Source organism: Streptomyces sp. Ru73, from assembly GCF_002920575.1.
Lineage (GTDB): Bacteria > Actinomycetota > Actinomycetes > Streptomycetales > Streptomycetaceae > Streptomyces.
Genome location: NZ_PQSQ01000050.1, coordinates 41,481 through 55,623 on the forward strand (window position 1 = coordinate 41,481; position 14,143 = coordinate 55,623).

Annotated in this window: 13 protein-coding genes; 10 read left to right on the forward strand and 3 right to left on the reverse strand. The window is 75.5% G+C overall.

The genetic code is table 11. From position 1 onward, the window contains the following. Positions 1-38: 38 nt before the first annotated feature. The 6 genes from C3486_RS21355 (at position 39) to C3486_RS21380 (ending at position 7,612) form a co-directional block, all read left to right on the forward strand. Positions 39-926 (forward strand): ABC transporter permease, encoded by an 888-nt coding sequence (locus C3486_RS21355; RefSeq protein ID WP_219822237.1) that lies wholly within the window; start codon positions 39-41, stop codon positions 924-926. Further along, positions 923-1,951 carry an ABC transporter ATP-binding protein gene (locus tag C3486_RS21360; RefSeq protein ID WP_103834350.1) on the forward strand — a complete coding sequence of 343 codons (1,029 nt, stop codon included), beginning with the start codon at positions 923-925 and terminating at the stop codon, positions 1,949-1,951. The genes C3486_RS21355 and C3486_RS21360 overlap by 4 nt, the downstream gene beginning before the upstream one ends. Continuing rightward, entirely contained in the window at positions 1,948-3,039 is a 1,092-nt protein-coding gene (locus C3486_RS21365; protein WP_103834351.1) for an ABC transporter ATP-binding protein, read from the forward strand. Before C3486_RS21360 ends, C3486_RS21365 begins: the two co-directional genes overlap by 4 nt. Positions 3,040-3,132: 93 nt before the next feature. After that, positions 3,133-5,028 (forward strand): gamma-glutamyltransferase family protein, encoded by a 1,896-nt coding sequence (locus C3486_RS21370; protein WP_181138637.1) that lies wholly within the window; start codon positions 3,133-3,135, stop codon positions 5,026-5,028. 145 nt (positions 5,029-5,173) lie between these two features. Beyond that, a complete protein-coding gene (locus tag C3486_RS21375) occupies positions 5,174-6,109 on the forward strand; it encodes an inositol monophosphatase family protein (protein WP_103834352.1) in 936 nt (311 codons plus the stop codon). A gap of 90 nt (positions 6,110-6,199) precedes the next feature. Then, positions 6,200-7,612 (forward strand): NAD(P)/FAD-dependent oxidoreductase, encoded by a 1,413-nt coding sequence (locus C3486_RS21380; RefSeq protein WP_103834366.1) that lies wholly within the window; start codon positions 6,200-6,202, stop codon positions 7,610-7,612. A gap of 72 nt (positions 7,613-7,684) precedes the next feature. On the opposite strand, the gene C3486_RS21385 is transcribed toward C3486_RS21380, so the two are convergent. Continuing rightward, complete coding sequence (locus C3486_RS21385; protein WP_103834353.1) at positions 7,685-8,038, reverse strand: VOC family protein; 354 nt, start codon at positions 8,036-8,038, stop codon at positions 7,685-7,687. A 105-nt stretch (positions 8,039-8,143) separates the two neighbouring features. Here C3486_RS21385 and C3486_RS21390 point away from each other — a divergent pair, with 105 nt between their 5' ends. The 3 genes from C3486_RS21390 to C3486_RS21400 all read left to right on the forward strand — a co-directional run bounded on the left by C3486_RS21390 (position 8,144) and on the right by C3486_RS21400 (position 10,910). After that, complete coding sequence (locus C3486_RS21390) at positions 8,144-8,698, forward strand: O-acetyl-ADP-ribose deacetylase (RefSeq protein WP_103834354.1); 555 nt, start codon at positions 8,144-8,146, stop codon at positions 8,696-8,698. 157 nt (positions 8,699-8,855) lie between these two features. Then, the gene (locus C3486_RS21395; RefSeq protein WP_103834355.1) at positions 8,856-10,364 is read left to right on the forward strand and encodes an AlkA N-terminal domain-containing protein; all 1,509 of its coding nucleotides are present in this window, start codon (positions 8,856-8,858) and stop codon (positions 10,362-10,364) included. Between the two features lie 9 nt (positions 10,365-10,373). Continuing rightward, positions 10,374-10,910: a methylated-DNA--[protein]-cysteine S-methyltransferase gene (locus C3486_RS21400; RefSeq protein WP_103834356.1), complete on the forward strand. Its 537-nt coding sequence runs from the start codon at positions 10,374-10,376 to the stop codon at positions 10,908-10,910. A 75-nt stretch (positions 10,911-10,985) separates the two neighbouring features. Here C3486_RS21400 and C3486_RS21405 read toward each other — a convergent pair whose 3' ends face one another. Further along, on the reverse strand, positions 10,986-11,489 hold the full coding sequence (locus tag C3486_RS21405) for an NUDIX hydrolase (protein WP_103834357.1): 504 nt from the start codon (positions 11,487-11,489) through the stop codon (positions 10,986-10,988). Between the two features lie 72 nt (positions 11,490-11,561). Further along, on the reverse strand, positions 11,562-12,665 hold the full coding sequence (locus C3486_RS21410; protein ID WP_103834358.1) for an ADP-ribosylglycohydrolase family protein: 1,104 nt from the start codon (positions 12,663-12,665) through the stop codon (positions 11,562-11,564). A gap of 347 nt (positions 12,666-13,012) precedes the next feature. On the opposite strand from C3486_RS21410, the gene C3486_RS21415 reads away from it, so the two are divergent. Further along, positions 13,013-14,137: a glycerate kinase gene (locus C3486_RS21415; protein ID WP_103834359.1), complete on the forward strand. Its 1,125-nt coding sequence runs from the start codon at positions 13,013-13,015 to the stop codon at positions 14,135-14,137. The last annotated feature ends 6 nt before the right edge of the window (positions 14,138-14,143 follow it).

A 14,143-nucleotide genomic window follows, 5' to 3' on the forward strand; every position in this document is an offset into this window, starting at 1 on the left:
CGACCGGTCCCGGCGCGGCGCCCGGCCCGGCGTCCGCCATGGGGCCCGCCGGGGCACCCTCAGCGGGGCCCGAGGGGCCGCGGCCCGGCACCCTGCGCACCCGGCTGCGCGCCCTGCGGAAGAACCGGCTCGCGCTCACCGGGGCCGTCATCGCCGCCGTCTTCGTCCTGGTGGCGCTCTGCGCCCCGCTCATCGCCCCGTACGACCCCGCGCGTCCCGACTTCGGCGCCGCGCTCGCCCCGCCGTCCTGGGCGCACTGGCTCGGCACCGACGACCTCGGCCGCGACCAGCTCTCCCGGGTGATCCACGGCGCCCGCGCGTCGATGCAGGTGGGGCTGCTCGCCGTGCTGCTGGCCTTCGTCGTCGGCGTACCGCTGGGCCTGGCCGCGGGGTACTACGGCAAGTACGCCGACTCCGCCGTCTCCCGGCTCACCGACACCCTGCTCGCCTTCCCGTTCCTCGTCCTCGCGGTCGGGCTCGCGGCCGTCCTCGGCCCGTCCCTGCTCAACGCCACCATCGCCATCGGCATCTCCCAGGTACCGGCCGTCATCCGCATCGCACGCGCCGAGACGCTGCGGCTGAAGACGCTGGACTACGTGGGCGCCGCGGTCGTCAACGGCGGCGGCGACGGGACCGTCCTCTTCCGGCACATCCTGCCCAACGCCACCTCCGCGCTGATCGTGCAGGCCACGGTCGGCATCCCCGCCGCGATCATCGGCGAGGCGCTGCTCAGCTTCCTCGGCCTCGGCGTCCAGCCCCCGGCCCCCTCGCTCGGCGTGATGCTCTCCGGCGCCCAGCCCTTCCTCGGGCCCGCGCCGTGGATGGCCGTCTTCCCCGGCCTCGCCATCGTCGCCGCGACGCTGGCCTTCAACCTGCTCGGCGACGGCCTCCGGGACGTCCTCGACCCCCGTGGAGCCACCCGATGAGCACCGCGCCGCACGCTTCCGACGCGCCGGGCACGCCCGTGCTGAGCGTCCGCGACCTCTCCGTCTCCTTCCGCTCCGGCACCCGTACCGTGCACGCCGTCGACTCCCTGTCGTACGACGTGGCGCCCGGCGAGGTGCTGGCCGTCGTCGGCGAGTCCGGGTGCGGCAAGTCCGTCACCTCCATGGCCGTCATGGGGCTGCTGCCGCCGACCGCGACCGTCACCGGGTCCGTACGGCTCGGCGGCCGGGAGCTGGCGGGGGCCGCCGAGAAGGAACTGGCCGCGGTCCGCGGCAAGGACCTCGCCATGATCTTCCAGGAGCCGATGACCTCGCTGAACCCGGTCCTCACCATCGGCCGGCAGATCGGCGAGGTGCTCCGCCGCCACCAGGGCCTGAGCCGCAAGGAGGCCCGGGAGCGGGCCGTCGACCTGCTCGCGCTGGTCGGCATTCCCGCGCCGGAGCGCCGGGTGGCGGAGTACCCGCACCAGCTCAGCGGCGGCATGCGGCAGCGCGTCATGATCGCCGTCGCGGTGGCCTGCGACCCGGCGGTCCTCATCGCCGACGAGCCGACCACCGCGCTCGACGTCACCGTCCAGGCCGGCATCCTCGAGGTCCTCCGGTCGCTGCGCGAACGCCTCGGCACCGCCATCGTGCTGATCACCCACGACCTGGGCGTGGTCGCCGAGGCGGCGGACCGGGTGCTCGTGATGTACGCGGGCCGGGCCGTCGAACAGGCCCCGGTCGACGAGCTGTTCGCCGCGCCCCGGCACCCGTACACCCGCGGCCTGCTCAGCGCCGTGCTCCGCCCCGGCCAGGAAGGAAAGCGCCGGCTGCCGGAGATCCCCGGCCTGGTCCCGAGCCTGACCGTCCAGCCGGACGCCTGCACCTTCGCCGACCGCTGCGCCCACGCGGACGAACAGTGCGGCACGTCCCGCCCGCCGCTCGCCCCGGAGACCGGCCACCGTGCCGCCTGCTGGCACCCCGTGGCCGCCCCCGTCGCCCCGCACGAGGAGGCCGCCCGATGAGCGCCGTACAGGAAGTCCCGTCGCCGCGCGAGGGAGGCGCGGGTGCCGCTGCGCGTGAAGGGGGCGACGTGCCCGTACTCGAAGTGCGGGACCTGGAGCGGCACTTCGCCGCGCAGGGTGGCACCGTGCGGGCCGTGGACGGGGTCGGCCTGACCATCGGGCGCGGGGAAGTGCTCGGCCTCGTGGGGGAGTCGGGCAGCGGCAAGTCCACCGTGGGGCGCTGCGTGGTCCGGCTGGACGAGCCGACCGGCGGCCGGATCGCCCTCAAGGGCACCGACATCACCCACCTCTCGCGCCGCGTCCTGCGCCCGCTCCGCACCGACATGCACCTCGTCTTCCAGGACCCGTCGTCCTCGCTGGACCCGCGCATGACCATCGGGCAGATCGTCGCCGAACCGCTGCGGCTGCACCGGCTGGTGCCCCGGTCCGGGCTCCGGGACCGGGTCGGGGAGCTGCTCGCCCAGGTCGGGCTGCGCCCCGAATACGCCGACCGGCACCCGCACGAGCTGTCCGGGGGCCAGCGCCAGCGCATCTCCCTCGCGCGCGCCCTCTCCGTAGGCCCCGACCTGCTGATCGCCGACGAGCCGACCTCCGCGCTGGACGTCTCCGTCCAGGCCGCCGTCCTCAACCTCCTCGCCGACCTCCAGCGGGACCGCGGCTTCGGCTGCCTGTTCATCACCCACGACCTGGCCGCCGTGGAGTTCCTGGCGGACCGCATCGCCGTGATGTATCTGGGCCGGATCGTCGAGGAGGCCCCGACGGCCCGCCTCTTCGCCGAACCCCTGCACCCGTACACGCAGGCGCTCCTCTCCGCGGCCCCCGTACCGGACCCCGCCCTCCAGCGCACCCGCGAGCGCATCGTCCTCAGCGGCGACCTCCCCAGCCCCCTCGACCCGCCCCCGGGCTGCCACTTCCACACCCGCTGCCCGGTGGCGCTCGACCGCTGCCGCACGGAACCCCCGGAGCTGCGGGAGCTGCCCGGGGGCCGCCGGGTGGCGTGCCACCTGGCAGATCCCGGTTGCCGCCCGTCGAGTGAGGGAGCAAGCCCAGCAGAATCAAGCCCGTCCGGGGGCACCTCCCAGCGGTAGCTGGGGGAGTTTGAGGACGAGCCCGGTAGGGCGATTCCGGCGCGCCACAGTCCACCCGCACCATCCGTAAAACCGCGACCGCAAGGGAGCCCCGTGTTCACCACCCGCCCCACCCTCAACGGCACCTTCGGGATGGCCTCCTCCACCCACTGGCTGGCGTCCCAGTCCGCCATGGCGGTCCTGGAGGGCGGCGGCAACGCCTACGACGCCGCGGTCGCCGCCGGCTTCGTGCTGCACGTCGTCGAGCCGCACCTGAACGGCCCGGCCGGCGAGGTACCGATCATCCTGGCCCCGGCCGGCGGCCCCGTACAGGTGCTGTGCGGCCAGGGCCCGGCCCCGGCCGGTGCCACCGTCGCGCACTACACCTCCCTCGGCCTGGACCTCGTCCCCGGTACGGGCCCGCTCGCCGCCGCCGTGCCGGGCGCGTTCGACGCCTGGATGGTGCTGCTGCGCGACCACGGCACGAAGACGCTCGCCGAGGTCCTGTCGTACGCCATCGGGTACGCCCGCAACGGCCACCCGGCCGTCGAACGCGTCGGCGAGACCGTGGAGACCGTCCGCGAGCTCTTCGAGACCGAGTGGACGACCTCGGCCGAGGTGTACCTGCCCGGCGGCCGCTCCGTCGCTCCCGGCGGGCTCCAGCGCAACGAGCAGCTGGCCGCCACCTGGGAGCGGCTGGTCCGCGAGGCCGAGGCCGCGGGCCCGGGGCGCGAGACGCAGATCGACGCGGCCCGCCGCATCTGGCGCGAGGGCTTCATCGGCGAGGCCATGGCCGCGTTCGCCGCGCGCCCGGCCATGGACACCTCCGGCGAGCGGCACGCGGGCACCCTGACCGGCGACGACCTCGCCGCGTTCAGGGCGACGTACGAGGCGCCCGTGACGTACGACCGGAACGGCTGGACCGTCGCCAAGGCGGGCGCCTGGTCCCAGGGCCCGGCCTTCCTCCAGCAGCTCGCGCTGCTCCCCGACGAGCTGCCCGCGCACGGGAGCCCCGAGTACGTGCACACCCTCGTGGAGGGCACCAAGCTGGCCATGGCGGACCGCGAGGCCTGGTACGGCGACGCGGAGGGCGCCGACAGCGTGCCGGTGGAGACGCTGCTCTCCCCGGAGTACAACGCCGGGCGCCGTGCGCTGATCACCGGCAGCGCCTCGTACGAGCTGCGCCCCGGCAGCCCCGGGGGCCGCACTCCGCGCCTCAGCAAGCACGCCGCGGCGGTGGCGGCGGGCGAGCCGGGTTTCGACGCGCTGGGCGTCTCGGGCAGCGGCGCGGGCGAGCCCACCGTGGCCAAGGGCACGGGGACGGGCGCGGCGGCACGGGAGGCCGCAGCACGGGAGGCCGCGGCGCCGCCCGCCGTCGCCCCCGAAGTGGACCGCACCGGCGCCACCCGGGGCGACACCTGCCACATCGACGTCGTGGACCGCTGGGGCAACATGGTCTCGGCGACGCCCTCCGGCGGCTGGCTGCAGTCCAACCCGGTGATCCCGGGCCTCGGCTTCCCGCTCGGCACCCGTCTGCAGATGGCCTGGCTGGAGGAGGGGCTGCCGAACTCCCTCACTCCGGGGCGCCGCCCCCGTACCACCCTCACGCCGTCCCTCGCGCTGCGCGACGGGGTGCCGGTGATGGCCTTCGGCACGCCCGGCGGCGATCAGCAGGACCAGTGGCAGCTGCACTTCTTCCTGGCCGTGACCGAGCGTGCCCCCGTACGCGGCGGCCTGGATCTCCAGGGCGCCATCGACGCGCCGAACTGGCACACCGACTCCTTCCCGGGGTCGTTCTTCCCGCGTGCCATGCGGCCGGGCAGCGTGACGGTGGAGTCCCGGATCGGCGGGGAGGTCGTCGAGGGGCTGCGGGCCCGTGGTCACGACGTGACCGTGGGTGACGCCTGGTCCGAGGGGCGGCTGTGCGCGGTGGCCCGCGACCCGGAGACCGGCGTGCTCTCCGCCGGCGCCAATCCGCGCGGCATGCAGGGCTACGCCGTGGGGCGCTGAGCCCGCCCGACGCAGGTCACCCCGGGTTCACCTGGATTCCAGCCGGTGTGTCGGTGCCCCGTGTTTCCATGGAGACATGATCGAAGCAATTCCTGCGATTCCTGCAAACAACGACGACAGGACGGACAGGGCGGACAGCACGGACATGACGGTGCCGGCCGGGGCGGCCGGGGCGGCCGGGGTGGCCGGAGCCTCCGGCGGGACGGCGGCCGGCGCCGGCCCGACCGCGGCAGCCGACGGCGCCACCGCGGCCGACGCGGTGCTCGCCGCCGTCGACCTCGACGCCGTCGAGAAGGCCGTGCGCGAGGCGGCAGCGGCGGAGATCCTGCCGCGCTTCCGGCAGCTCGCCGCCCACGAGGTGATCGAGAAGAACGGCCCGCACGACCTCGTCACCATCGCCGACCGGCGCGCCGAGGAGCACCTCACGGCCGCCCTGACGGCCCTGCTCCCCGGCTCGGCCGTGGTCGGCGAGGAAGCGGTGCACGCCGACCCCCGGGTGCTGGACGCGCTGCACGGCGACGCGCCGGTGTGGATCGTCGACCCGGTCGACGGCACCCGGCAGTTCGTGCACGGCGACCCCGGCTTCTCGACCCTGGTCGCGCTCGCGCACCGGGGCGAGCTGCTGGCCTCCTGGACGTACGCGCCCGCGCTGGAGGAGATGGCCGTCGCGGTGCGCGGCCGCGGTGCCCTGCTGAACGGCCGCCGGCTGCGCTCCGGCGCGCCGCACGAGGGCAAGACCCTGGAAGTGGCCATGTCGCACCACGACTTCACCACCGTGGCCGAGAAGCGCGCGCTGTCCGGCCTGGTCTGCGAGGGCATCGCGCCGCGCCCCTGCGGCTCGGCGGGCCTGGAGTACCTGGCCATCGCCCGCGGCACGCTGGAGGCGACCGCCTTCACCTGGGAGAACCCCTGGGACCACGCGGCGGGCCTGCTTCTCGTCGAGGAGGCGGGCGGCAGCAGCATGACCCTCTCGGGCGACCCGTTCCGGATAGCCGGGGGCAACACCCTGCCGTTCACGGCAGCACGGGACACAGCCACGGCACGGCGTATCCTCGATCTGCTGGCAGCGCCTGTGGCATGACCCCGACCACCGTCCTGGCACAGGCCGGCAGCCGCTGACCGGTCCTCGCCGAGGAGGGCCGACACGAGGGGAGTGGCGCAGGTGCCGACGATGCTCGATGCCGTGGTGATCGGGGCCGGGCCGAACGGCCTGACCGCGGCGGTCGAACTGGCCCGCCGTGGCATGTCCGTCGAGGTCTTCGAGGCCCGCGACACCATCGGCGGTGGCTCCCGCACGGAGGAGCTCACCCTGCCGGGCTTCCGGCACGACCCGTGCTCGGCGGTCCATCCGACCGGCATCGGCTCGCCGGCCTTCCGGGCCCTGCCGCTGCAGCGGTACGGCCTGGAGTGGCTGCACCCCGAACTCCCCATGGCGCACCCGTTCCCGGACGGCAGCGCCGCCGTGCTCGCCCGTTCCGTGGGCGAGACCGCGATGTCCTTCGGCGCACGGGACGCGGGCGCGTACCGCCGTCTGGTCGACCCCTTCCGCGGCAAGTGGGACACGCTCGCGCGGGACATGATGCGCGGCGTCCTCGAAGGGTTCCCGCGCGACCCGGTCATGCTCGCCCGCTTCGGGCTGGCGGGCATCCCGCCGGTGTCCGTGCTGAACCGCCGCTTCCACGGCGAGAAGGCGCGCGCCGTCCTCGCCGGCTGCGCGGCCCACGTCATCCACCCGCTGAGCGGCGTCGCCACCGGCGCCATCGCCCTCACCTTCGCGCTGCTCGCGCACGCGTACGGCTGGCCCATCGCCCGCGGCGGCTCGCAGGCCGTTCCCGATGCCCTGGCGGGGTACCTCCGCGACCAGGGCGGCGAGATCCACACGGACTACGAGGTCAAGCGGCTGGACGACCTGCCGCCCGCCCGCGCGTACCTCTTCGACACCTCGCCGACGGCGCTGGCCCGAATCGCGGGCCTCGGCAACGCCTTCGACGGCTACCGCTACGGCCCCTCCGCCTTCAAGATCGACTACGCGCTGTCCGGGCCCGTGCCGTGGACCTCACCGGAGGCCCGCCGCGCCGGTACGGTCCACGTCGGCCCGACCGCCGAGGACATCGGCCGCGCGCTGCGCGACGTCCACCAGGGCCGCGCCCCGGAGCGCCCCTTCCTGATCACCTCGCAGCCGTCCCTGACGGACCCGAGCCGCGCCCCCGAGGGCAAGCACACCTTCTGGGCGTACGGCCACGTCCCCAACGGCTGGACGGGCAACCTCACCGAAGCCGTCGAGGCCCAGCTGGAACGCTTCGCCCCGGGCTTCCGCGACCTCGTACTGGCCCGCGCGACCGCCGGCCCGCCCGAACTGGCCGCGCGCAACGCCAACTACATCGGCGGCGACATCGGCGTCGGCGCGTTCGCCGGCCTCCAGACCCTCTTCCGCCCCAAGCTCCGCCGCATCCCGTACACCACCGCCCACCCCGCCGTCTTCCTCTGCTCCTCGGCGACCCCGCCCGGCGGCGGCGTCCACGGCATGTGCGGCCACAACGCCGCCCGCGCCGCCTGGCGAAGGATCAGGGAGACGCGGCAGTAGGACCCGCGACCGGTACGACCCGTCCGGACCGGGCGCGAGCCCTCCTGACACCGTCGGCTCAGGGCAGCGGACTCACTGCTTCCGTCGGCCGAGCACGCAGAACTCGTTGCCCTCCGGGTCCGCCAGGACCACCCACGGCTGCTCGCCCTGGCCGACGTCGACCCGCCGAGCGCCGTGCGCCAGGAGCCGGGCCACCTCGGCGTCCTGATCGTCCGGCACGAAGTCGAGGTGCAGCCGGCTCTTGGCCTTCTTGGGCTCGTCGAGCAGGACGAACTCAAGACCCGGCAGGCGGTCCGGCGCCGGGCGGATCGCGAACTCCACGTCGGAGGTGTGGACGACGACCCAGCCGAGGGCCTCGGCCCACCACTGTCCCAGGGCCGCAGGGTCCGCCGAATGGACAATCACATGTTGCCATCGCAAGGTCATTCGCCGAGCTTAACCCGAGCGGTCATTTCCCTCACCGGTCAATCCGCGCCCCTGAGTTGGGCCCGCCGGACCTGCGACGCCGCCCCGCTGCGTCATCATGCCCCCATGAGTGAGAGCGCGAAGAAGGACGACGGGGGCGGGCGGGTGACGCTCGTGCGGGGCGACATCACCGAGCAGGACGTGGACGCCGTCGTGAACGCGGCGAACTCCTCGCTGCTCGGCGGCGGGGGAGTGGACGGGGCCATCCACCGGCGTGGCGGGCCGCGCATCCTGGAGGAGTGCCGGGCGCTGCGGGCCTCCCGGTACGGGCGCGGGCTGCCGACCGGGCAGGCCGTCGCCACCACGGCCGGGGAGCTGCCGGCCCGCTGGGTGGTGCACACCGTGGGTCCCGTGTACGCGAAGTCCGAGGACCGGTCCGCGCTGCTCGCCTCCTGCTACCGGGAGTCGCTGGCGGTGGCGGCCGGGCTGGGCGCGCGCACGGTGGCCTTCCCGGCGATCTCCACCGGGGTGTACGGATGGCCGCTGGACGACGGGGCGCGGATCGCGGTGCGGACGGTGCGGGAGGCGCTGGCCGCGGGGACCGGTCCGTTCGACGAGGTGCGGTTCGTGGTGTTCGACGAGCGGGCCCGTGAGGCGTTCGCGGCGGCGCTGGAGGAGTAGGCGGGGACGACTCGCGGCAGGCGCCGCCGCCGGTGGGGCGCATGGTCCGGGGCGCCCCGTCGCAGGCGCCGGCCGCCGGTGGGCGCCGCCCGCGGCCCGGCACGTCCATGTCGGATTCTCGCCAGCCACCCGGCGCCGCCTGCGGAATCCTTGAGGTATGCACACCGACACCGAGCGGTGCGTCCGCGCCGTGCAGTCCAAGGACGCCCGGTTCGACGGGTGGTTCTACACCGCCGTCACCACGACGCGGATCTACTGCCGTCCCAGCTGCCCCGTGGTCCCGCCCAAGCCCGCGAACATGCGGTTCTACCCCAGTGCGGCCGCCGCGCAGCAGGCCGGGTTCCGCGCCTGTAAGCGGTGCCGGCCGGACGCCGCGCCCGGCTCCCCGCAGTGGGACGAGCGGGCCGACCTGGTCGCACGGGCCATGCGGCTGATCGCCGACGGGGTGGTGGACCGGGACGGGGTACCGGGTCTGGCCGCGCGCCTCGGGTACAGCCCGCGGCAGGTGGAGCGCCAGCTGCTGGCCGAGCTGGGCGCCGGGCCCCTCGCGCTCGCCCGGGCCCAGCGCGCGCAGACCGCGCGGCTGCTCATCGAGACCAGCGCCCTGCCGATGGCGGAGATTGCGTTCGCCGCGGGGTTCGCCAGCATCCGCAGCTTCAACGACACGGTGCGGGAGGTCTTCGCGCTGTCGCCGAGCGAGCTGCGGCAGCGGGCACGGCCCGCGTCCCTGACGGCGGCCCCGGCCGCGGCGCCCGGAGCGCCGGACGCACCGGCCCGCACGGCCCTGACCCTGCGCCTGCCCTTCCGCAAGCCGCTGTGCCCGGACAACCTCTTCGGGCACCTCGCCGCCACCGCCGTCCCCGGCGTGGAGGAGTGGCGGGACGGCGCGTACCGCCGCACCCTGCGCCTCCCGTACGGGCACGGCATCGTCGCGCTCACCCCACGCCCCGGCCACATCGACTGCCGGCTGTCCCTGACCGACCTGCGCGACCTGGCCGGGGCCATCGCCCGCTGCCGGCGGCTGCTCGACCTGGACGCCGACCCGGAGGCGGTGGACGGGCTGCTGGCCGAGGACCCGGTACTCGCACCGCTCGTCGCCAAGGCGCCCGGCCGCCGGGTGCCGCGCACCGTGGACGCCGACGAGTTCGCCGTACGCGCGGTGATCGGCCAGCAGGTGTCCACCGCGGCGGCGCGTACCCACGCGGGCCGGCTGGCGGCCGCGTACGGAGAGCGGATCGAGGACCCCGAGGGCGGGCTCAGCCACCTCTTCCCGAGCACGGAAGCGCTGGCCGGACTGGACCCGGAGGCGCTCGCGATGCCGCGGTCCCGGCGCGCCACGCTCACCGGTCTCATCTCCGCGCTGGCCGCAGGGGAGTTGCAGCTCGGCCCCGGCGGCGACCGCGAGCGGGCCCGCGCCGCCCTCGCCGCGCTGCCCGGGTTCGGCCCCTGGACCGTCGAGTGCATCGCGATGCGGGCGCTCGGCGACCCCGACGCGTTCACCGCCACCGACCTCGGCGTGCGCCGCGCGGCGCAGGGCCTCGGGCTGCCCGGCACGCCGGCGGCCCTGCTGGCCAGGGCCGCCGCCTGGCGCCCCTGGCGGGCCTACGCGGTCCAGTACCTCTGGGCCACCGACGACCACCCGATCAACCACCTCCCCGCGGAGTGAGGGACGTTCATGACTGTCACCGCCACACCTGTCCGCACCCACACCGTCCTGACCGGTACGCCGGTCGGCGCGCTGACCCTGGTCGCCCGGGACGGCGCGCTCACCGGGCTGTACATGACCGATCAGCGGCACCGGCCGCCGCAGGAGAGCTTCGGGCCGCCGGAGGATCCCGGGACCGAGCCCTTCGCCACCGCGATCCGGCAGCTGCGGGCCTACTTCGACGGCGAGCTGACCGCCTTCGATCTGCCGCTCCGCCTCGAAGGGACGCCGTTCCAGCGGCGCGTGTGGGCGGCGCTGTGCGACATCCCGTACGGCGCGACGGTCTCCTACGGCGAGCTGGCCGAGCGGCTCGGCAGGCCGACGGCGGCCCGCGCGGTGGGCCTGGCGAACGGCCGCAACCCGGTCGGGATCATCGTGCCCTGCCACCGCGTCGTCGGCGCGAGCGGCAGCCTGACCGGCTACGGCGGCGGCCTGGACCGCAAGCGCCACCTGCTCGACTTCGAGCGGGCGAGGGCGACCGCACGGCAGGACGCCGCCGTGCGGTGAGCACCCCCTTGCCCGGCCGGTGCGCGGGCGGCGCGAGCGCGCCGCCGGGGCACCGGCACGGGTGCTGTGCGGGCGTTACGATGCCCGGCGCTGCTGCGGCGGTACGCCGTCCTCCAGCTCGGCAGGGCCGCTGCCGTCCGCCAGGGCGCGCAGCGCGGCACCGAGCCGCAGGGCCATGCGCTCGTCGACGTAACCGGCCAGCTCGGCCGGGTCGACCAGCCGCCAGGACAGCAGTTCCTCCTCCTGGAGCCGGATCGCGGCGAGCTGGTCCTCGGTCAGCACCCCGCCGTCGAAGAGGTAGGACACCAGCGGCGGGCGCTCCGGGCCGCGCACCCAGTCCACGGCCAGCAGCGGGCCGGGCTCGATGTCCAGGCCGATCTCCTCGGCGGTCTCCCGGCGGGCCGCCTGCCGCGGCGACTCGCCCTGGTCGGACTCCACGGTTCCGCCGGGCAGGATCCAGGTGTCGCGGTAGTTGGGCTCGACGAGCAGGACGCGCCCCGCCGCGTCACGGAAGACGGTGCCGGCGCCCGCGAGCACGCGGGGCAGGCTTGCGATGTATGCGGCGTAATCCAAGGTCATCCCGCGAGCCTAACGCCGGCCCGCGGAAGCCCCCGGAGGCTACCGGGCCCGTGGCTCCTCGGCCGCCGCCGGTCACTCCGGTACGGCGCTCCCCGCCGCCAGCCGGTGCGTGCGCTCGGCCAGTTCGCTGATCCGTACGCCGTCGAAGCCGAACACGGCCGTGCGCAGCCGGTCGTTCAGGGGCTCCGTCCACTGCGGCGGGATGGCGGCGGCGCCGCACAGCACGCCCGCGACCGAGCCGGCCGTCGCGCCGTTGGAGTCGGTGTCCAGGCCGCCGCGCACGGTCAGCGCGATCGTCGAGGTGAAGTCGCCACCGCCGTACAGCAGTCCGGCGGTGAGCACGGCGGCGTTCGGCACGACGTGGATCCAGTGCAGGTGGCCGGCCTCGCGCTCCATCTCGGCGAGCGTGTCGGCCCATCCGGCGCCCGCCTCGTACAGCGCTGTGGTGTGCCGGACGGTACGGGCCAGCCGGCTGCCGGCGGGGATACGGGCCAGCGCCGCCTCGACGGCCTCGCGCGGGCCGCTCGCCTCGAACGCCGCGGCGATCAGCGCGGCCGCCCACATCGCGCCGTACACGCCGTTGCCGGTGTGCGAGAGGACCGCGTCCCTGCGGGCCAGGGACGCAGCCCGGCGCGGCTGCCCCGGCGACACCCAGCCGTAGACGTCCGCCCTGATCAGCGCGCCGATCCACTCCTGGTACGGATTGTCGGTGGTGGCGGCGAGCGGGGGCTGGATGCCGGTGGCGAGGTTGCGGTAGGCGGCCCGCTCGGCGGTGAAGGTCTGCAGGTACGGCAGCCGGCGCAGCCAGAGGGTGCCGAGCTGTTCGGTGGTGAAGTCCGGGCCGTGGGTCTCCAGCAGGTCCAGGACCAGGACGGAGTAGTCGACGTCGTCGTCCCGGCAGCTGCCGTCGACCCGGCCGCGCACGCAGCTCCGCCACTCGGGGCGCAGCAGCGCGGCGTCCTCCTCGGTCGGCGGCGGGGGGAGGTAGTCGGTGAGCGGCAGCGCGCCGGCGCGGCGCAGGTAGCGGTCGATGCGTTCGCGGGTCCAGTGGTCGCCGTGCTCGACGGGCTTGCCGAGCATGTTCCCGGCGATCCGGCCGAGCCAGCCGCCGTGTATCCGGTCGGCGAGGCCGGGCCGCGGGGCGGCGGGGGAAGCGCTGCGGTGCGACGGCGTCATGTCTTCAGGTGTACCGAAGACCCGGGAGGCGCGCGTGGGCCGGAACGCGCCGAACCGGGCGCGGTGCGCGGATGCGGGCGCGGCTGTGCCGGGCGGGCCGATGCTCCGGAGCGCGGCCCCGTGTGCCGTGCGCGGCCGCGGAGACGCCACCCGGGACAGCGTGTGCGGGTGCGGGGTACCGTACGACCACTACAGCGGAAAATTAAATCCGCTTCGTGGAAAACTTCATCGGCGTCTCTGTTGCCCCCGTCCACCGCCGGATAGGGTCACAGCGGCGCGACGGCAGTTCGACGGCAAGGGGAGTCAGGGTGGCGGACGCAGCAACGAATGAGGCACCGGCAGCACACGTGCTGATCGCCGCGGACAAGTTCAAGGGCTCGCTGACGGCGGTCCAGGTCGCCGAGCACGTCACGGCCGGCCTGCGGCGCGCCGTGCCGGGGCTGTCGGTGGCGGCCGTCCCGGTCGCCGACGGGGGCGACGGCACGGTCGCGGCGGCGCTGGCCGCGGGCTTCACGCGGCACGAGGTACGGGTCACCGGTCCCACCGGTGAGCCCGTCACGGCCACGTTCGCGCTGCGCGCCGACGGTACGGCCGTGGTGGAGATGGCCGAGGCGTCCGGCCTTCAGCACCTCCCGGACGGCGTCTTCGCGCCGCTCACGGCCACCACGTACGGCACCGGCGAGCTGCTGCTGGCCGCGCTGGACGCGGGCGCCCGCTCGATCGTCTTCGGCGTCGGCGGCAGCGCCACCACCGACGGCGGCGCCGGCATGCTCGCGGCGCTCGGCGCGCGCTTCCTGGACCGCGCGGGGGAGCCGGTCGCGCCGGGCGGCGGCCCGCTGGCCGGCCTGGCGTCCGCCGACCTCAGCGGCCTCGACCCCCGGCTGGCCAGCACCGAGATCATCCTGGCCAGCGACGTGGACAACCCGCTGACCGGCCCGAAGGGCGCGCCCGCCGTCTACGGCCCGCAGAAGGGCGCGAGCGAGGCGGACGTCGCCACGCTGGACGCGGCGCTGGCGCACTACGCGAAGGTGCTGGAGGCGGCGGTCGGGCCGAAGGCCGCGGAGTACGCGGTGGCGCCGGGCGCGGGCGCGGCGGGCGGCATCGGGTACGGGGCGCTGGTCGGGCTCGGTGCGGAGTTCCGGCCCGGTATCGACGTCATGCTCGACGTGCTCGGCTTCGGGCCGGCGCTGGAGCGGGCCACGTTCGTGATCACGGGCGAGGGGTCGCTGGACGAGCAGACCCTCCACGGCAAGGCCCCGGCGGGCGTCGCGGCCGCGGCCCGCGCCCGCGGCCTGACCGTCGTAGCGGTCTGCGGCCGCCTGCTGCTGCCGCCGTCGGCGCTGCTCCAGGCGGGCATCGAACGGGCGTACCCCCTGACGGCGCTGGAGCCGGATCCGGCCCGTTCCATGGCCGAAGCGGGTCCGCTGCTGGAACGCGCGGCGGAATCCTTGGCGCGGGACTTCTTGGCGTAGCCGCCC